The following is an 18,165-nucleotide window of genomic DNA, read 5'->3' as shown; positions in this document are numbered from 1 at the left end:
ACAGTAAAATCTAAGCTGACTAATTATTCAAAAATTAGCATGGATTTACTCTGGTTTTGTGATGGTTTTTTCGTTAGTCTGAATCCACGAAGAATTGTTTAGCTCTCAAAAAACGTGAAGTGAGAGCACAAAGGATTATCAACTTTTAATGGAAAGCCTAACGTTACAACCCATCAATAAAATTCACGGGGAAGTGAACCTTCCTGGATCAAAAAGCGTTTCCAACCGAGCTCTATTGCTTGCTGCTTTAGCAAAAGGCACCACTCGTTTGACAAACCTTCTCGACAGCGATGACATTCGTCATATGTTGAACGCACTGACAAAGCTTGGCGTTCAATATCAATTGTCTGAAGATAAAACCGAGTGTGTCGTTGAAGGTCTCGGTCGTCCATTTTCTGTCTCTGAGCATGTAGAGCTATTTTTAGGTAATGCCGGCACCGCAATGCGTCCACTCGCTGCTGCACTGTGCTTAGGTGAAGGTGAATACGTGTTGACTGGCGAACCTCGTATGAAAGAGCGTCCGATCGGTCACCTAGTGACAGCCCTTCAAGCGGCTGGTGCAGACGTTACTTACCTAGAAAACGAAAACTACCCACCACTGAAAATCGTCGGTACTGGTCTTAAATCTGGTTCTGTATCGATTGATGGTTCGATTTCTAGCCAATTCTTAACGGCATTTTTAATGTCAGCGCCTTTGGCTGAGGGCGAAATTCGCATCAATATTGAAGGCGAACTGGTTTCAAAGCCTTACATCGATATTACTCTGCATATCATGAAGCAGTTTGGTGTCGAAGTGGTCAATAACGACTACCAAGAGTTTGTTATTCCTGCTGGTCAGCATTACATCGCTCCGGGTGATTTTTTGGTCGAAGGTGATGCGTCTTCAGCTTCATACTTCTTGGCGGCGGCGGCCATCAAAGGCGGTGAAGTGAAAGTCACAGGTATTGGTAAAAATAGTATTCAAGGTGATATCCAATTCGCTGATGCACTCGAGAAAATGGGTGCAGAAATCGAATGGGGTGATGATTACGTTATCTCTCGTGTCGGCCAGCTGAAAGGCATCGATATGGACTACAACCATATTCCAGATGCGGCAATGACCATTGCGACAACAGCACTGTTTGCCGAAGGCACAACGGCGATTCGCAACGTGTACAACTGGCGTGTAAAAGAGACTGACCGTCTATCCGCTATGGCGACTGAGCTACGCAAAGTTGGCGCAGAGGTGGAAGAGGGCGAAGATTACATCATTGTGAAGCCTGTACCACAGCTTACGCACGCTGCGATTGATACCTACGACGATCACCGCATGGCGATGTGTTTCTCGCTGGTGGCGCTAAGCGACACGCCTGTGACGATTAACGATCCTAAGTGTACGTCAAAGACGTTCCCGGATTACTTCGATAAATTGAAAGCTTTGAGCTGTTAATTCGTCTTATATGAAAGAGAAAAGCCAGAGTGAGAACTCTGGCTTTTTTATTGAATTTTGAAGCGCTTATTTGTTCAGCGTGAACTCTTTTGACAGGTGGTGCGCAAGGTACTTAAACATATTGAATACAGCTGTAGTATTGGTGGTCGGCAGACCTTTTTCATCTAAGAAGTACTCGCCTTTAAATACCAATACATCGTCTTTTTCTACTACGCTCGTTGCACGCATACCTTCGATGTAGTCATCGTGTTCTTGGATGATTTGGTTAGCGATCAAAAGAAGGTCGAACTCTTCAATGTGTTTTCTATCAGACATAACGTTCTCGTCATTCAGTAAATCTTAAGTGGCAGCAGTATACCCACAAACATCATGGGTTTGCATACCTAAATCTCTGATTCCGTGTTTTACCAGTATTGTCCATGAGGTTTTACTTCTTTATATAGAAGCAACACGGTAAGTGATTCTTATATGCAAATCGTCGCTATTTCAGCGTCGTAATCTAAGGTTAGACTCTGATCGTGAAAGAAAAAATATTTTGTGATGAGAGACAAAATTTATTGAATTCGACTAGCGGGAGGAATCTTTGCCTGCTTAGTATATGCCGCTCAAGACCTTTTGCAGAACCCTGCCTCGTCAAATTAGAAAGGCGATGAATTGTCAACCAATCGGATCTGAATTTCAAAAAAGCAGTTGATCTTCTTTTCATCTCGCACAATAGTAAAAAAAGAAGCAATGAAATAGAACATTATGCGGGTACCTTCCTTAGGGGGCAGTTACCCGCATTATTATGAAGGACGTTAGAGTCAGTTATGGGTAAATCGCTCGTTATAGTGGAGTCACCAGCCAAGGCTAAGACGATAAATAAATATCTTGGTAAAGACTTTATTGTTAAGTCTAGTGTTGGTCACGTGCGTGATCTGCCTACGGCCGGTCAAAGCACTGGTGAGAAAAAAGCCGCTGCCATTTCTACAAAAGGAATGAGCCCGGAAGAGAAAGCGCGTGTCAAAAAAGAAAAAGACCGCAAAGCGCTAATCAAAAAAATGGGGATTAACCCATATCATGACTGGGATGCGAATTACCAAATCCTTCCAGGCAAAGAAAAAGTCGTAAGCGAACTGCAAAAATTAGCCAAAGACGCTGATTACGTTTACCTCGCAACCGATTTGGACCGCGAGGGGGAAGCAATCGCATGGCACCTTCGTGAGATCATCGGTGGCGATGAAGAGCGATACAAACGTGTAGTTTTTAACGAGATTACTAAGAATGCAATCCAACAAGCTTTCCAGACACCTGGTGAGCTGAATATGGATGGTGTTAACGCACAGCAAGCACGCCGATTCATGGACCGCGTAGTAGGTTTCATGGTTTCTCCATTGCTATGGAAGAAAGTGGCACGTGGCTTGTCTGCGGGTCGTGTACAGTCAGTAGCGGTAAAACTATTGGTTGAGCGCGAGCGTGAAATCAACGCTTTCATTCCAGAAGAATTCTGGGACATCAACGCAAATACACACACCAAAGATAAGACGGCATTCAAACTGCTTGTTGCACAAAAAGATGGCGTTGCGTTTAAGCCTGTCAACGAGACAGAGACCAAAGCAGCGCTTTCGGTACTGGAAAAAGCAAGCTACGAAGTTTGTAAGCGCGAAGACCGCCCAACGAAGAGTAAGCCGTCTGCTCCATACATTACCTCAACACTTCAGCAAGCGGCGAGTACTCGCCTAGGCTACGGTGTTAAGAAGACCATGATGCTGGCTCAGCGTCTGTATGAAGCGGGTTACATCACGTATATGCGTACTGACTCAACCAATTTGAGTGCAGAAGCGGTAGATGCAGTTCGTGGCTTCATCGGTTCAGAGTATGGCGATAAATACCTTCCTGCTAACCCGTTAAGATACGGTAGCAAAGAAGGTGCACAAGAAGCGCACGAAGCGATTCGTCCTTCTGATGTAGCGGTGAAAGCAGAAGACCTACAAGGTGTTGATGCTGACGCTCACAAGCTTTACTCATTGATTTGGAATCAATTCGTTGCATGTCAAATGACACCAGCAGAATACGATTCAACCACTATCAGCGTTAAAGCTGCGGAATACACGCTGAAAGCGAAAGGCCGTATCCTTAAGTTTGATGGTTGGACTCGCGTGCAACGCCCAATGGGTAAAAACGAAGACACGATTCTTCCAGCAGTTCAGTTGGGCGATAAGCTAGACTTAGAATCGCTTGAGCCTAAGCAGCACTTTACTAAGCCACCTGCGCGCTTTACAGAGGCGGCACTGGTTAAAGAACTTGAGAAGCGTGGCATTGGCCGTCCTTCTACATATGCATCGATCATCTCTACGATCCAAGATCGTGGCTACGTGAAAGTAGACCAGCGTCGTTTCTACGCAGAGAAGATGGGTGAGATTGTTACTGACCGTCTAGATGACAGCTTTAACGATCTTATGAACTATGACTTCACGGCTCGTATGGAGCAGAAGCTTGACCAAATCGCCGAAGGTGACGTGATGTGGAAAGATGTCCTAGATAACTTCTTCACAGACTTTACGGGTGATCTTGAGAAAGCGGAACAAGACGAAAACGAAGGCGGCATGAAACTGAATCACATTGTGATGACAGATATCGAGTGTCCAACTTGTGGTCGTCCAATGGGTATTCGTACTGCGTCTACCGGTGTGTTCCTTGGCTGTTCTGGTTACGCATTGCCACCTAAAGAGCGTTGTAAGACAACCATCAACCTAGGTGACGAAGAAGGCATCATCAACGTTCTAGAAGAAGACGTGGAAACCGCGGCACTACGTGCTAAGAAGCGTTGTCCTATCTGTGAAACAGCGATGGATGCGTACCTGATTGACGATAAACGCAAGATGCACGTTTGTGGTAACAACCCGAACTGTGAAGGCTACATCGTTGAGTATGGCGAGTTCAAAGTGAAAGGCTACGATGGTCCAGTTGTTGAGTGTGACAAGTGTGGCTCTGACATGGTTCTTAAGAACGGTCGCTTCGGTAAATACATGGACTGTACGAGTGAAACGTGTAAGAACACTCGTAAGATTCTGAAGAATGGCGAAGTTGCACCTCCGAAGGAAGACCCAGTTCATTTCCCTGAACTACCATGTGAAAACTCAGACGCTTACTTTGTTCTTCGTGATGGTGCTTCTGGCCTATTCATGGCGGCAAGCAACTTCCCTAAATCACGTGAGACGCGTGCGCCGTTGGTTTCTGAACTGGCTCGATTTGAAGAGCGTCTTCCAGAGAAGTTCAAATACCTAACGACAGCACCAGCGGCGGATCCAGATGGTCGCCCAGCAGTGGTTCGTTTTAGCCGTAAGAGCAAAGAGAACTACGTGCGTACTGAAGATGATGGAAAACCAAGTGGTTGGACTGCGCTATTCATTGACGGTAAGTGGGAAATCACAGACAAGCGCAAGAAACCGAAAGCGAAAGCTTAAGTGATAAATTAGAACGAATAAGGCAGCGAATACGCTGCCTTATTTTTTGCTTGTTATTCTATAAATCATTCACTTCGTCTATTGTTTACCATTCAAATTTTCTCCATTCTGTTTTCATAGAACGGTCATAGTTTCATCGTATCTTGTCGCAAAACTGCACTTGTGTAGTTAATCGGTTTGTAAATTGTTTTCACAATGTAATCGTTTGCGTCTCATAGTGTGACCAAGATACCGTATTGAGTAAGCAACATCTGTATACAACACGGAATGGCATATTTTAAATTGTAATTTAGTTCCAGTCCGATAACTTATTACACAAATAATGCAACTGTATGCGGTTATTTAGCACCAAAAATAAAAAACAACGAAGGTGCGTGCGTACGAGGATGTGCAATAGCTTTTTTAGTTCGCGCTGTGAGGGTTCAAAGAAACTTATCAGTGCGGATGCAATAATGTATTCGCTTGACTCCCCGAGTTCTGCTCATTTCAAGTGAATACCAGTTCCAAGCTATAACTATATATGGAGAACAACGAATGGCTGGTGTTTTGGGAATGATTCTTGCTGGCGGTGAAGGCTCTCGCTTGAGACCTCTAACGGAATCCCGCAGTAAACCTTCGGTCCCTTTCGGCGGAAGTTACCGACTTATTGATTTCGCTCTGAATAACTTTGTAAATGCGGATTTAATGCGTATTTACGTCCTTACTCAATTCAAATCTCAATCTCTATTCCATCACTTGAAAAAGGGTTGGAACATCAATGGCATTACAGACCGTTTTATCGACCCAATTCCTGCGCAAATGCGTACTGGCAAGCGTTGGTATGAAGGTACTGCCGATGCTATCTACCAAAATTTACGTTTTATGGAGTTGGCGGAGCCGGATCAAGTATGTATCTTTGGTTCTGACCATATCTACAAAATGGACATTAAACAGATGCTTGCTTTCCACCAAGAAAAAGAAGCATCTTTGACTGTTTCGGCACTGCGCATGCCACTATCGGAAGCCTCTCAATTTGGTGTTATCGAAGTGGACAGTGAAGGTCGAATGATTGGCTTTGAAGAAAAGCCTGCAAATCCAAAATCAATTCCTGGTGACCCAGAGCACGCGCTTGTCTCTATGGGCAACTACATCTTTGAAGCTCAAACGTTGTTCTCAGAATTGATTGAAGACGCTGACAATGAAGCCTCTACCCACGATTTTGGTAAAGACATCATTCCTAAGATGTTCCCTCGTGGCGATGTGTTTGTGTATGACTTCAGCATGAACCGCATTACGGGTGAGAAAGAAGAAGTTTACTGGCGTGATGTAGGTACGATTGACGCGTACTGGCAAGCTCACATGGACCTGCTTGAGAAAGACGCAGCGTTCTCGCTATACAACCGCAAATGGCCACTGCATACTTACTACCCACCATTGCCGCCAGCAACCTTTACCGACTCTGTAAATGGTCGAGTTCAGATCATCGACAGCCTAGTATGTAACGGCAGCTACGTGCGCGGTTCTCGTATTGAAAAATCAGTACTTGGTTTCCGCAGTAATATTGCTTCAGCGTGTGACATCAGCCAGTGTATTTTGCTCGGTGATGTGAAGGTCGGGGAAGGTTGTGTTCTTCGTCGCGTGATTGTAGATAAAGACGCAGATATTGCGCCGGGTACGCAAATTGGTGTAAATCTACAAGAAGATAAAAAACACTACCATGTGTCAGATGATGGCATTGTCGTAATTCCAAAAGGAGCACGTGTTGGCTACTAACAATTTGTCTGTTCTGTTTGTAGCGTCTGAAGTCGAAGGACTGATCAAAAGTGGTGGCTTGGCTGATGTAGCCAAGGCACTACCGGAAGCCCTTCAAAATCTTCAGCAAGATGTACGAATTTCTATACCTGCCTACACTGGTATTGAACAATTGTCAGAAGCGGAAACGGTTCTGGAAACAGAGCTAACGAGTTGGCCTCACACCGCTTACCGTGTCCTTAAGCTAACGCTTGGGGATAATCAGGTTTATTTGATTGATTGTCCTCCTTATTTTAATCGTCCGTCTATGTACGCGGAAAACAACCAAGCCTACACGGATAACGGCGAGCGTTTCGCGTTTTTTAGTGCGGCTTGTTTAGACATGCTACCAAAGCTTGGCTTCCAGCCTGATATTGTTCATGCCAATGACTGGCACACAGGCTTAGTCCCCTTTCTGCTAAAACATCGTTACGGTCACGATGCGTTCTTTGCTAACACTCGAAGTGTTATTTCAATCCATAATGCGGTGTTCAAAGGCGTGTTTAGCTATGACGACGTTCAATGTCTGCCAGAATTCCATAGCCGAAATGTGCCAGATGCTGCAGTAAGTGCAACGCACATTACTATGCTGAAAGCAGGGGTAATGAACGCAGATAAAATCAATGCTGTTAGTCCTACTTATGCCGAAGAACTGAAAACTGAGCTTGGAAGCCACGGTATGGCGTGGGAGTTTCAGCAACGTGCCAATGATTTGGTGGGCATCCTTAATGGATGTGATTACAGCGCGTGGAATCCAGAAACTGATTCAAACTTGCCGCTTAACTATAAAGCCAATCGTCAAAGTATGGTTCGTGGTAAGAACGCATGTAAAAAAGCAATGCAAGAAAAGCTGGGACTTGAAGCATCAGATTGCGCCATGTTTGGTATGGTGTGCCGCCTAACACAGCAAAAAGGTGTGCACTATCTATTGCCTGCGTTGGCAGACTTTCTAAAACACGATGTTCAGCTAGTTGTGGTTGGCACGGGCGATCCTATTCTCGCGGCGCAGTTACGAGATGTAGCAGCGCAATTTGCGGATAAGTTTGTCTTCGTTGAAGCGTACGATAACGAATTAGCACACTTGGTTGAGGCAGGATCGGATTTCTTCCTAATGCCTTCTGAATTCGAGCCGTGTGGTTTGAACCAAATCTACAGCATGGCGTATGGCACTTTGCCAATCGTTCGTGGGGTAGGTGGCTTGAAAGACAGCGTGAATGACTACGATGTAGATCCAGCCGATGCAACGGGTTTCGTTTTCCATGAACCAACGCCGCAGGGTCTATTACTGACAATGTTGAGGGCACTTCTGCTTTACGCACAAAATGTGACAGAAGTGAGACGTGTACAACTTCATGCTATGCAAAAAGACTTTTGTTGGCGAAAAGCGGCAGAAGAGTATTTGCAACTGTATAGAGCTGCGTTAAATTGACGCAAAATCTTTAAAAAGTGTAACGAAAGGCACCGAATGAGGTGCCTTTATTATCTTACCCTTATGGAGTGTGGTAGCATTTATCCATTCCCTTTCACAAAAAGTGTTTTTCGTACTGATACATGACTCAGCCACTTCTTTTCCACAAAACCTATTTGCACCCTACCAGTAATGAGTGGGTTGTTTTCGTACATGGTGCTGGTGGCAGTTCTTCGATCTGGTTTAAGCAAATCAAAGCGTATAAGCAGCATTTCAATTTGTTGCTCATCGATCTTCGAGGTCACGGAAAGTCCAATCAACTGTTGAAAGAACTGATTACTAGTCGCTATACCTTTACCGCTGTTACTCAGGATATTTTAAAAGTGTTGGATCACCTTAAGATCCAATCAGCACACTTTGTCGGTATGTCCTTGGGTACTATTATTGTGCGTAACTTGGCTGAACTGGCTTCAGACCGTGTTCGCTCAATGGTGCTGGGTGGCGCAGTCACTCGTTTAAATACTCGCTCACAGATACTGGTGAAATTGGGGAACCTTGGTAAACACATCCTTCCTTACATGTGGCTGTACAAGTTGTTTGCTTATATCGTTATGCCGCAGAAGAACCAGCGTGAATCAAGGCACTTGTTTATTCGCGAAGCCAAGAAGCTATGCCAAAAAGAATTTAAGCGTTGGTTTACTTTGGCGGCAGATGTGAACCCATTGATGAGATATTTCAAAGATCGTGAATTACCTATTCCGACGCTGTATTTGATGGGTGACCGAGATTACATGTTCATCAAGCCAGTGAAAGAAATGGTCGCGGTGCATAAGTTGAGCGTACTGAGAGAAATACCAGATTGTGGACATGTGTGCAATGTAGAAAGGCCCGATGACTTTAACCAACATTCCATCGAGTTTATTAAGCAGCAGAGTCTAGCGGCTTAACGCATTTATCGAAGAGAGCAAAAGAGTAGGGGAGCCGTTATGGCTCCCCTATTTGATATCCACATTGCCAACACGCACCAAACTGACCTTCGTTTTGTTCTGAACACTGTGGGCACTGCCAGTCTTGATAAGTCAATTCCGCTTGTTGACGATAATCTTCAACAATGGCAGATGCTTTTAGTTTCTGCTCCGGATGTAAAAGCCAAACATACGGGTCTGTATCATCGCTAAACGGCAACTCACCCTTTAAGCCGAACATTCCCTCACCTCTTACTTCACAAGCTATCTGTTCGGTTTTGAGAAGCTCACAGACGATATGAGCTTCTGCAGGATTTTTAGCGATGTATATCTTCATTAAGCATTTCCGTTTTGAACTTGGGCTGGGCGAACTTTATTCATAACCCATTTTGCGATGATTGGGAACAAGCCGAGCAGAGCAAACGACGCTAATACGGTAGGTGACACAATTCCTGAAAGACTGTCGATAGTGGCGAGCTGTGTACCTGCATTTAAGTAGACGGCAGTGCCTGGCAACATACCGATTTGGCTGGTTAGGTAGAATCGTGCGACTGACATTGGTGTCAGACCCATCAACAAGTTGATCAAGAAAAACGGAAATACCGGAATTAAACGTAGTGAGAAGAGGTAAAAAGCACCGTCTTTTTCTACACCTTGGTTAATGGCATTCAACTTATTACCAAACTTGCTTTGTACCCATTCACGCAACAGGTAACGGCTGCTTAAAAACGCAATGGTTGCGCCGATTGTGCTGGCAAAAGACACCAACAATAAACTCGTCCAAAAACCAAATAAGGCTGCACCAAGAAGCGTTACAACCGCAGCACCAGGAATAGAAAAAGCGGTGATAGCAATGTAAGCGAAGAAATAGGTTGCGGCGGCAAACACGAAGTTTTGGTCAATGAAACTGTTTAACGCTTGTTGCTGTGCTTTGGCGTTTTCTAGCGTTAAATATTGACCGAAGTTGACACCTAAAAAGATGATGGTCGCGAGTAGGATCAGTCCTAAAATCAGTTTCTTATTCATATCAATGGCTCCGTTTGGCTTCTTAAATAATAAGACAGAATGAAGTAAGAAAAAATTTCAAAAAAAAACCGCAGTGTGAAAACTGCGGCTTTTACTCAATGTCATGCTGAAATGATTGCTCTACGAGAGAGCACTCATCAACTCTTCCCGGCGAGACTGAGGTACGACGCTCCAATGTGTACCGTTGATAGCGCCTTCAAGCGCCCACAACAATTCAAGGCTTACCGTAGAGGCATGCGTATCTTGGATTGCTTTGTAAGCGTTTAGGGCACCTTCTTCTTCTAGTTGCTCGACAGAGTCAATGCCTGCTTTCTTCAACATACGTTCAGTTGCAAGGCGTAGATTAGGAAGGTCTTTCAATCGGTTAGGTTTGGCGCTCGCTTGTTGTTTTTTCTCTTGCTTAGCAGTCTCTAGAGATTGCTTTGCAACTTCAATCAAGCGATCGGTCGAATCCCATAGATCATCAGAAATAGCGTAGTATTTCGTAACGACTGGGAAACCACGTTTCTTGTAGACGTACGGTTTTAGTCCTTGAGTCTCGAAGTCAGATGAAGTTTGTTGGTCAGCTCGTATATGAAGTTGATTGTTCACAACTAGTGCAAACATCGTTTCATCGGCGAAGAGCCCAAAGCCGCCAAACATTGAACGCGACTTGATATTACCAAGTGCCTCAAACAGCTTCATTGAGTCTTTGAGTATCGGTTTATCCATGATGTGTTATCTCGGTGTAATTAATATTACGCCACCAAAAATCAGGTCCGAGAGATTAGCAAATGCATGCAGACACAATGTCATTAAAGGGTAAACTCACTTAATGCATATTTGCCATCGGTAACCCCGCTACCTTCCATCTAATAAGATGGTTCAGGCCGGAGGCTTTGCGTCCCACCCTTTCGAATGGTTTGCCCTGTGCGTGACTCTTTGAGAATACTTCGTATATTGAATTAACATCACGTTTCAAACACAAAAGTGTGATCTTGGTTCAGTTAATAGCGCTAAGTTGATGTGTTTTGTTTCATATTGCTGAGCATCTACTTGTCATACAAAAGCTTGATGTAGGAAATGGGCTACACCTTAATTAAAACAGCAACTTATCGAAGCTTAAGGTTGTATTCTTGAGCTGAAATATTAAGGGAAAGTTATTTTTAGATATTAAAAAAGCGCCCATAAGAGCGCTTTATAAAATGAGTTCGCAGATGAGGTTAGTTTAGTTTCTTAACCGTGTTGCGAACAACGATCTCTGGTTGCATCTCGAACACACGTTTCTCGTGTTCTTTGTCTTTGATGCGTTCCAAAAGGATCTCAAATGCGTTTTTACCCACACGACGTTTTGGTTGGTGGATAGTCGTTAGCGGTGGAGAAAAGTATTCTGCAAGCTCAATGTTGTCGTAACCGATCACGGATACATCATCCGGTACTTTGATACCGTTTTGCTGCAAGCGGCTCATTAAGCCTAGCGCCATTGTGTCGTTAAAACAGAAGACAGCTGTTGGGCGTTTTTCCATTGCTGTGATGTTATCTGCCGCCAGTACAGCAGTATCACATTCGAAGTTACCTTCAAGAACCCAATCTTCGTTAACCGTTAGGTTTGCTTCCGCCATTGCTCGGCGGTAACCAGCGATACGCTCTTGGCACGCTGCTTTTTCAAAATGACCGCTCAAACATGCGATGTCAGTGTGACCGTTATCGATCAGGTATTTCGTCGCGATGTAGCCGCCTTCTTCCGAGTTATCGATGATCTTATCTGCCTGCGAGCTCTCAGGGCCCCAGTCCATCACAACTTTTGGAATGTCAGAATGGCGGTCTAACATCTCTTTTAGCTCTTCCGTCAAGTCAGAACACATTACTAGGATGCCATCTACGCGTTTCTCAGCTAGCATGCGGATGTAGTCACGTTGCTTCTCGTAGATACCGCCCGTGTTACAAAGAATTAGAGTGTAACCTTGACGGTAACAGTAACTCTCAACACCATCGATGACTTCAGAGAAGAATAGGTTGGTTGATTGAGTAACTAACATACCGATAGTACGAGTAGAGTTGCACTTCAAGCTACGAGCAACGGCGCTTGGCGCGTAATTTAGTTCATCAACCGCTTTCATTACTTTTTCTTGGGTTGCTTCTGCAACAAAGCGAGTTTTGTTAATTACGTGCGAAACCGTTGTGGTAGAAACGCCGGCTAAGCGAGCAACGTCTTTAATAGTGGCCATAAATGATGTCCTGTATCGAGCTACTGAATACCGTGAGTGAAGACAACCATACGCTTAGGGTCTTGCACAAACCGAGCAACTGCAAGAAAGGGCATTGCTGAGATATTTGGCAGTGGTTGTTCCGAATCGGTATAAAAAGATTTGTAGCAACATTTGTTGCTGATACTCATATTCCCTTCTTTTATAAGTGAGGAATTAGTCAGCAATCATGTTAAGAAAACACAAAAACCGCTATATTTCAGCGGTTTACATATAAATCATATTTAATCGTTTGCGCTCACATTTTAGACTGATGTGGGCAGGCTGGCAATATTTTCAGCGGTTGTTTTGTGCCCTTGAGGTCACATTTTCACGGCTAAATTGGTTGGGATTCTCTAAGCCAGATTAAAACTAAACGAATAAAATAGGGAGCCTAAATAGCAGGCTCCCTAAAATAGGCGGCAATTATTCACCAAGAAGGTAGGTGCTGTCCAGTTTACAAAATGCAATTAATAGTTGCGCAACGCTAATATAGAAGCCAAATTCGTCGAACTGCTTACATTTAGCAGCAAACTGAGGTAGCCAAGTCAAAAGATGCTGTTGGATGAAATCGTTCTGCTTGTCGAACGCTTCTTCCATGTGCTTTTCTTGCTCTAGTTCGTTAGAGCGAATAATCATATTACCCAAGAAATCCAACTCTACCGCTAGGTGGTCAGCTGGCTCTTTCAGGTTTTCATCAACTTGCACGCCAAACTCTGCCATCAGTTTTTCCATCTCTTCTGCTGGCTTATCGTTTAGCAGGCCAGATTGGCCAATGTACATAGAGGCGTAAGGCAGTGCACCGTGCTTTTCTGTCTTAAGGAAAAGCTCGCAAAAGTCTGCTGCCAACTCAAGTTGTGCGTCTTCACGATCCTGCAGACGGTTAAGTGCATCAACAAGGGTATCCACAGCTGGTTTTAATGACTCATTTTCACCAAGGCCAGCCAAAAAGCTTCGAATTTCAACACTGTGGTAGCTTTCTAGTTCTTTCTCTGTCAGTTCTTTTGCGAACAGGCTAGAAAACCACCAATAGATTTCTGCGCGTTTCTCGTTAAAAGCTTTCACTTCTTGCATTTTTTTGCTCCTAAATGGTTATCCCCTAAGTGTAAACAATTAAGATGAATAGCAGTAACTATAATTGTTATCCATTATGGGAAAATATGCGCGTTTATGAATGGCTGTAAATAAGCTTGCTTTGAATCAATAAAAACGCAAAATCTTGCTTTTTAATGTATCTATGACTAGAAATGTTACTAGTTATGAATAGAATACGTCTTGGAAAATAAAAAAGACAGAAAGTGGTGTAAATGAGCTATCACGTATTAGTCGTAGAAGATGATGTAGTAACTCGTAGTAAGCTTGCGGGCTATTTCCAAAATGAAGGCTACAAAGTTAGTGAAGCAGAGAGCGGGGCAGAAATGCGCGAAGTGCTTCAAAGTGGCGATGTAGACCTGATCATGTTGGATATTAACTTGCCTGGCGAAGATGGCCTTATGCTTACGCGTGAATTACGCAGCCAATCAGATATCGGCATCATATTAGTGACAGGACGCACGGATAGCATTGACAAAATCGTTGGCCTAGAAATGGGCGCAGACGATTATGTGACAAAGCCTTTTGAACTAAGGGAATTATTAGTTCGCGTTAAGAACTTGCTGTGGCGCATTTCAGCGGCACGTAGCGGTTCGCAAAAGACAGCGAACGACACTAATGAAGAACACATTGTGCGCTTCGGTGAGTGGACGTTTGACATTCAACGTCGTGCTCTAAGCCGTAACGGTGAGCCAGTGAAACTAACCAAAGCGGAATATGAGCTATTGGTGGCACTGTCTTCGTACCCAAATCAGGTACTAAGCCGCGAGCGTATTTTGAATATGATCAGCCACCGAGTGGATGCGCCAAACGATCGTACTATCGATGTACTGATTCGACGCATGCGCGCTAAGATGGAGTTTGATCCAAAGAACCCACAAATCTTTGTGACCGTTCACGGTGAAGGCTACATGTTTGCAGGTGACTAAATCATCGCAATAAAGAAAAAGGAGAGCATCGGCTCTCCTTTTTTGTATCTGTTATTTCTGTAAAGACAATCTAACGATAAGCTTTATTAGCGACAACGTTTTTGCTAGGCAGCAATTAAGGTTGTGCGACTTCAGGCTCTTCTATCTCAACCATTGGCGTTTGTCCTACGTTGTCACGCAGTTTCTGCCATAACCCGCCAAGATACTCATGCCAGTACAATTCCGTTTGCTCTAAGTAACGAGCTTTCGGTGCGTACTTTTGCCATGGCTGTTCGATATCATCAATCGCCATAAAGTTCGTTGGTGCGGGGATGGGTTTAATACCCGCAGCGTTGAACTCATACAAAGCACGTTTCATGTGGCTAGCAGAAGTCACTAACACAATATCTTTTTGTTTTACGAAGGCTGCCGCTTGGCGTGCTTCTTCCCAAGTGTCTTTCGCGTCTTCCAACAAAATGATATCGGATTTGGCCACACCAAGAGAAAGCGCAACGTTCGCCATCATACGAGCATGGCTTATTTCAGAGCCGCCAGCGTAGCCTGACAGAATGAGTTTTGCACCTGGGTACATACGCAAAATACGAATGCCTTCGGTGAGTCGCATCAGTGCTGTGCGACTTAATTGAGAAGTGGGCGGGATCTCATTGTCCACCACATGTCCGTTACCGAGCACCATGACATAGTCAACGGTACCAGAAACAGGTAAAAACGCTTTATACTCGCGCTCAAGAGGCATTAACAGCTTGGTTGAAACAGGTTGGAAGGCAACAAGAAAAATGCCGACGAAAGAGAATAGAACAACAAAGCAGCCAGTTTTACGTTTTGTGGTAAAACTAATGAGAGCAAGACCTAACAAGCCTATGATTAACAATGCCGGAAGAGGCATCAACAAGGCTGACATAACTTTTTTCAGCTCAAACATACATAAATAGTCCGAAAAAACATCAATTGATAATAAAAATGAGGATAACCCTCTTTATTCCTGCTTTCCTTGTGACAGAATAGCGGCACAATCCGTTATGATAACTCAGCAGAAGTGACAGAAGACCGCAATTTCGACGATATCGCCCACAAATTTGCAAAAAATATTTACGGCTCCGATAAAGGGGAGATCCGCCAAATCATTGTGTGGGAAGATTTTCTACAGATTCTAAGTGAATTAGACGCCGACCATCAAGCCCTGCAAGTCCTTGATGCGGGTGGTGGGTTAGCACAATTGTCGCAAAAGCTTGCTCAGCTCGGACATCATGTCGCTTTATGTGATCTATCTTCGGAAATGCTGCAACTAGCAAAGCAGGATATTGAAAAAAACGGTTTGCTTGAGCAGTATCGCCTGATTCATTCACCTGTCCAATCCATTGGTGACCATATGGAAACGCAGGTGGACCTTGTCATGTTTCATGCCGTCATGGAGTGGTTGGTCGACCCGAAAACCGCACTCGAGACCGTTTTGGAACAGGTCAAGCCGGGGGGCATTGCTTCGGTTATGTTCTATAACCACCACGGCTTAGTCTATAAAAATGTGGTTTGTGGCAACATTCCTCATATTTTAGACGGCATGCCTCACCGGAAAAGATTTAAACTACAGCCACAGAAAGGCCTAAAACCCGAAGAGGTCTATCAATGGATAGAAGATTCTGGTTTTAGTATTTGTGGCAAATCTGGTATTCGTTCCTTCAGTGATTACATAGGCAATATGCAATACATGGGCGATTACGAGTTTGAAGATGTGTTGGCGCTAGAAAAACAACTTTGTCGACAAGAGCCATACCTCTCATTAGGCCGCTACATTCACGTGTGGGCTAAGAAGAACGATAAACAGGAATAACGATGAGTGAGATGACTCTCAATGCTGCAGAGCAACCAATCGATGAGTTGGTTGGCTGGGTTAAGCAGCACGATTTCTCGTTGAACCTGACCACTGAGCGATTGGCATTTTTGATTGCCATCGCTGTACTAAGTAATGAAAGGTTCGATGAAGAATTGGGTGAAGGTGAATTGCACGACGCATTTGCCATCGTCACTCGACTTTTTGATGAGACCGGCGAAGCTTCGGCTTTCCGTGCGAACAATGCCATCAACGAGATGGTTAAGCAGCGTCTGATGAGCCGTTTTGTCAGTGAGATTACTGACGGAGCGAGCATTTACCGCTTGTCGCCATTAGCGATAGGAATTACCGACTACTACGTGCGTCATCGCGAGTTCTCGAAACTGCGTCTTTCTATCCAGCTATCGATGGTAGCGGATGAAATGGCAAAAGCGATTGAAGCGGCACAAAAGGGTGGCACTCCGGGCCACTGGAAGAAAAACGTTTACGGAATTTTGAAATATTCTGTAGGCGAGATCTTCGATCAAATCGACCTTAACCAACGTGTGATGGATGAGCAACAACAGTCTGTAAAACAACAGATTGCTGATCTGCTTAACAAAGACTGGCGTGAAGCGATCAACAACTGTGAAGCGCTACTGTCAGAAACGTCTAGCACGTTGCGTGAACTTCAAGATACACTGCAAGCTGCCAGTGATGAACTGCAAACTCAGATCCTAGATATTCAAGAAATTGTTTACGGCGATCCTGAGCTTGAGTTCATCGAAGAAGCCTTGTTTGGTCTGCAAATGAAGTTGGACCGAATCACAAGCTGGGGTCAGCAAGCGATCGACCTTTGGATTGGTTACGACCGACACGTACACAAGTTTATCCGTACTGCCATTGATATGGATAAGAACCGTGCGTTTAGCTCGCGTCTGCGTCAATCCGTCAAAGATTACTTCGATGCGCCTTGGTATCTGACTTATGCAGATGCGGAAAGGCTTTCTGACCTTCGTGATGAAGCCCTAGTACTGCGTGATGACGAGGTAACGGGTCAAGTTCCGATGGAAGTAGAATACGAAGAGTTTCAACAAGTCAATGATGAGTTGGCAGAGCGAATTGGTGACATGCTGAAAGCGCATAAAGATCAAGGCTCACCAATCGACTTGAGCGTGGTTCTGCGAGATTACCTTGCACAACACCCATACACTCATCACTTTGATTTAGCTCGCATTGTCGTTGATCAGGCGGTACGTCTGGGTTACTCAGAATCCGACTACCAAGCTGTTCAGCCAGACTGGAAAGCAATCAACGAATTTGGGGCAAAGGTACAAGCGAATGTCATCGACCGATACTAATGAATACATGTCAGAGAATCTGGCAAAAGCAATTTCTAACCCTCTGTTCCCAGCGCTAGACAGCATGCTTCGAGCAGGGCGTCATATCTCAAGTGAAGATCTAGACAACCACGCGTTGTTGTCGGATTTCGAACTTGAGCTTTCTTCTTTCTACCAACGCTACAACACCGAATTGGTGAAAGCGCCAGAAGGTTTCTTCTACCTTCGTCCACGTTCAACATCTCTGATTGGCCGTAGTGTCCTTTCTGAACTGGATATGCTGGTGGGTAAGGTACTGTGTTTCCTTTACCTAAGCCCAGAGCGTCTTGCGCACGAAGGCATCTTCACTAACCAAGAGCTGTACGACGAACTGCTTGCTCTAGCAGATGAAAACAAGCTGATGAAGCTGGTGACGAACCGTGCTACCGGTTCTGACCTTGATAAAGAAAAGCTGTTTGAAAAAGTACGTACGTCACTTCGTCGTCTACGTCGTCTAGGCATGATCATCAACATCGGTGAAACAGGTAAATTCAGCATCAGTGAAGCGGTATTCCGCTTTGGTGCCGATGTACGTGTTGGCGATGATATGCGTGAAGCGCAACTGCGTCTTATCCGTGATGGTGAAGCAGTAGTGCACACCAAAGAGCCAAGCCAAGGCAGCCTATTGTCTGAAGAAGATCAAGACGACCAAGCCCAAGAAGAAACAACAGAAGAGGGTGAAGCATGAG

General features: G+C 44.5%; 17 protein-coding genes and 1 riboswitch. Of the genes, 9 read left to right on the top strand and 8 right to left on the bottom strand.

What is annotated here, in order from left to right; translation table 11 throughout:
• Nucleotides 1–148 precede the first annotated feature (148 nt).
• Complete coding sequence (gene aroA, locus QTO06_RS04235; protein ID WP_331406969.1) at nucleotides 149–1,429, top strand: 3-phosphoshikimate 1-carboxyvinyltransferase; 1,281 nt, start codon at nucleotides 149–151, stop codon at nucleotides 1,427–1,429.
• A gap of 66 nt (nucleotides 1,430–1,495) precedes the next feature.
• On the opposite strand, the gene QTO06_RS04230 is transcribed toward aroA, so the two are convergent.
• Complete coding sequence (locus tag QTO06_RS04230) at nucleotides 1,496–1,744, bottom strand: YciN family protein (protein WP_005441647.1); 249 nt, start codon at nucleotides 1,742–1,744, stop codon at nucleotides 1,496–1,498.
• A gap of 494 nt (nucleotides 1,745–2,238) precedes the next feature.
• Between QTO06_RS04230 and topA the strand changes: the two genes are divergently transcribed.
• The 4 genes from topA (at nucleotide 2,239) to QTO06_RS04210 (ending at nucleotide 9,000) form a co-directional block, all read left to right on the top strand.
• Nucleotides 2,239–4,875 (top strand): type I DNA topoisomerase, encoded by a 2,637-nt coding sequence (topA, locus tag QTO06_RS04225; RefSeq protein WP_331406968.1) that lies wholly within the window; start codon nucleotides 2,239–2,241, stop codon nucleotides 4,873–4,875.
• A gap of 534 nt (nucleotides 4,876–5,409) precedes the next feature.
• Entirely contained in the window at nucleotides 5,410–6,627 is a 1,218-nt protein-coding gene (glgC, locus tag QTO06_RS04220; protein ID WP_331406967.1) for a glucose-1-phosphate adenylyltransferase, read from the top strand.
• On the top strand, nucleotides 6,617–8,074 hold the full coding sequence (gene glgA, locus QTO06_RS04215; RefSeq protein ID WP_331406966.1) for a glycogen synthase GlgA: 1,458 nt from the start codon (nucleotides 6,617–6,619) through the stop codon (nucleotides 8,072–8,074). Before glgC ends, glgA begins: the two co-directional genes overlap by 11 nt.
• A 122-nt stretch (nucleotides 8,075–8,196) precedes the next feature.
• On the top strand, nucleotides 8,197–9,000 hold the full coding sequence (locus tag QTO06_RS04210) for an alpha/beta fold hydrolase (RefSeq protein ID WP_005441659.1): 804 nt from the start codon (nucleotides 8,197–8,199) through the stop codon (nucleotides 8,998–9,000).
• A gap of 37 nt (nucleotides 9,001–9,037) precedes the next feature.
• Here the strand turns inward: QTO06_RS04210 and QTO06_RS04205 are convergent, their stop codons facing one another.
• From QTO06_RS04205 to torD, 6 genes are all read right to left on the bottom strand, one after another.
• Entirely contained in the window at nucleotides 9,038–9,355 is a 318-nt protein-coding gene (locus QTO06_RS04205) for a putative signal transducing protein (RefSeq protein ID WP_020195004.1), read from the bottom strand.
• Nucleotides 9,355–10,044 carry a TVP38/TMEM64 family protein gene (locus QTO06_RS04200; RefSeq protein WP_005441662.1) on the bottom strand — a complete coding sequence of 230 codons (690 nt, stop codon included), beginning with the start codon at nucleotides 10,042–10,044 and terminating at the stop codon, nucleotides 9,355–9,357. Before QTO06_RS04200 ends, QTO06_RS04205 begins: the two co-directional genes overlap by 1 nt.
• 120 nt (nucleotides 10,045–10,164) lie before the next feature.
• Nucleotides 10,165–10,755, bottom strand: coding sequence for a TfoX/Sxy family DNA transformation protein (locus tag QTO06_RS04195; protein WP_331406965.1), 591 nt, complete (start codon nucleotides 10,753–10,755; stop codon nucleotides 10,165–10,167).
• A gap of 116 nt (nucleotides 10,756–10,871) precedes the next feature.
• Nucleotides 10,872–10,961, bottom strand: a riboswitch (cyclic di-GMP riboswitch).
• Between the two features lie 285 nt (nucleotides 10,962–11,246).
• Complete coding sequence (gene purR, locus QTO06_RS04190) at nucleotides 11,247–12,251, bottom strand: HTH-type transcriptional repressor PurR (RefSeq protein ID WP_005441667.1); 1,005 nt, start codon at nucleotides 12,249–12,251, stop codon at nucleotides 11,247–11,249.
• Nucleotides 12,252–12,271: 20 nt separating this feature from the next.
• Nucleotides 12,272–12,421, bottom strand: a complete 150-nt coding sequence (locus QTO06_RS04185) for a hypothetical protein (RefSeq protein ID WP_020195002.1) — start codon at nucleotides 12,419–12,421, stop codon at nucleotides 12,272–12,274.
• A 274-nt stretch (nucleotides 12,422–12,695) separates the two neighbouring features.
• Nucleotides 12,696–13,343, bottom strand: coding sequence for a molecular chaperone TorD (torD, locus tag QTO06_RS04180; protein ID WP_331406964.1), 648 nt, complete (start codon nucleotides 13,341–13,343; stop codon nucleotides 12,696–12,698).
• 233 nt (nucleotides 13,344–13,576) lie between these two features.
• Between torD and torR the strand changes: the two genes are divergently transcribed.
• Nucleotides 13,577–14,290, top strand: a complete 714-nt coding sequence (gene torR / locus QTO06_RS04175) for a two-component system response regulator TorR (RefSeq protein WP_009707096.1) — start codon at nucleotides 13,577–13,579, stop codon at nucleotides 14,288–14,290.
• Nucleotides 14,291–14,405: 115 nt separating this feature from the next.
• Here torR and elyC read toward each other — a convergent pair whose 3' ends face one another.
• Nucleotides 14,406–15,212: an envelope biogenesis factor ElyC gene (gene elyC / locus QTO06_RS04170; protein WP_331406963.1), complete on the bottom strand. Its 807-nt coding sequence runs from the start codon at nucleotides 15,210–15,212 to the stop codon at nucleotides 14,406–14,408.
• A 114-nt stretch (nucleotides 15,213–15,326) separates the two neighbouring features.
• Here elyC and cmoM point away from each other — a divergent pair, with 114 nt between their 5' ends.
• The 3 genes from cmoM to mukE are packed head-to-tail and all read left to right on the top strand — an operon-like array spanning nucleotide 15,327 to nucleotide 18,164.
• On the top strand, nucleotides 15,327–16,118 hold the full coding sequence (cmoM, locus tag QTO06_RS04165; protein WP_331406962.1) for a tRNA uridine 5-oxyacetic acid(34) methyltransferase CmoM: 792 nt from the start codon (nucleotides 15,327–15,329) through the stop codon (nucleotides 16,116–16,118).
• 2 nt (nucleotides 16,119–16,120) lie between these two features.
• Nucleotides 16,121–17,458 (top strand): chromosome partition protein MukF, encoded by a 1,338-nt coding sequence (mukF, locus tag QTO06_RS04160; protein WP_331406961.1) that lies wholly within the window; start codon nucleotides 16,121–16,123, stop codon nucleotides 17,456–17,458.
• Nucleotides 17,439–18,164, top strand: a complete 726-nt coding sequence (mukE, locus tag QTO06_RS04155) for a chromosome partition protein MukE (RefSeq protein WP_005532796.1) — start codon at nucleotides 17,439–17,441, stop codon at nucleotides 18,162–18,164. Before mukF ends, mukE begins: the two co-directional genes overlap by 20 nt.
• The last annotated feature ends 1 nt before the right edge of the window (nucleotide 18,165 follow it).

The organism is Vibrio sp. M260121, assembly GCF_036533715.1.
Classification (GTDB): domain Bacteria; phylum Pseudomonadota; class Gammaproteobacteria; order Enterobacterales; family Vibrionaceae; genus Vibrio.
This window is presented reverse-complemented; position numbering and strand designations above follow the sequence as displayed.

What these genes read in the sequence shown, in the direction of transcription:
- topA (WP_331406968.1), top strand. Translation starts at nt 2,239, where the DNA reads ATGGGTAAATCGCTCGTTATAGTGGAGTCACCAGCCAAGGCTAAGACG.
- purR (WP_005441667.1), bottom strand. Translation starts at nt 12,251, where the DNA reads ATGGCCACTATTAAAGACGTTGCTCGCTTAGCCGGCGTTTCTACCACA.
- glgC (WP_331406967.1), top strand. Translation starts at nt 5,410, where the DNA reads ATGGCTGGTGTTTTGGGAATGATTCTTGCTGGCGGTGAAGGCTCTCGC.
- mukF (WP_331406961.1), top strand. Translation starts at nt 16,121, where the DNA reads ATGAGTGAGATGACTCTCAATGCTGCAGAGCAACCAATCGATGAGTTG.
- QTO06_RS04200 (WP_005441662.1), bottom strand. Translation starts at nt 10,044, where the DNA reads ATGAATAAGAAACTGATTTTAGGACTGATCCTACTCGCGACCATCATC.
- QTO06_RS04205 (WP_020195004.1), bottom strand. Translation starts at nt 9,355, where the DNA reads ATGAAGATATACATCGCTAAAAATCCTGCAGAAGCTCATATCGTCTGT.
- QTO06_RS04230 (WP_005441647.1), bottom strand. Translation starts at nt 1,744, where the DNA reads ATGTCTGATAGAAAACACATTGAAGAGTTCGACCTTCTTTTGATCGCT.
- elyC (WP_331406963.1), bottom strand. Translation starts at nt 15,212, where the DNA reads ATGTTTGAGCTGAAAAAAGTTATGTCAGCCTTGTTGATGCCTCTTCCG.
- mukE (WP_005532796.1), top strand. Translation starts at nt 17,439, where the DNA reads ATGTCATCGACCGATACTAATGAATACATGTCAGAGAATCTGGCAAAA.
- QTO06_RS04195 (WP_331406965.1), bottom strand. Translation starts at nt 10,755, where the DNA reads ATGGATAAACCGATACTCAAAGACTCAATGAAGCTGTTTGAGGCACTT.
- QTO06_RS04185 (WP_020195002.1), bottom strand. Translation starts at nt 12,421, where the DNA reads ATGAGTATCAGCAACAAATGTTGCTACAAATCTTTTTATACCGATTCG.
- aroA (WP_331406969.1), top strand. Translation starts at nt 149, where the DNA reads ATGGAAAGCCTAACGTTACAACCCATCAATAAAATTCACGGGGAAGTG.
- torR (WP_009707096.1), top strand. Translation starts at nt 13,577, where the DNA reads ATGAGCTATCACGTATTAGTCGTAGAAGATGATGTAGTAACTCGTAGT.
- torD (WP_331406964.1), bottom strand. Translation starts at nt 13,343, where the DNA reads ATGCAAGAAGTGAAAGCTTTTAACGAGAAACGCGCAGAAATCTATTGG.
- QTO06_RS04210 (WP_005441659.1), top strand. Translation starts at nt 8,197, where the DNA reads ATGACTCAGCCACTTCTTTTCCACAAAACCTATTTGCACCCTACCAGT.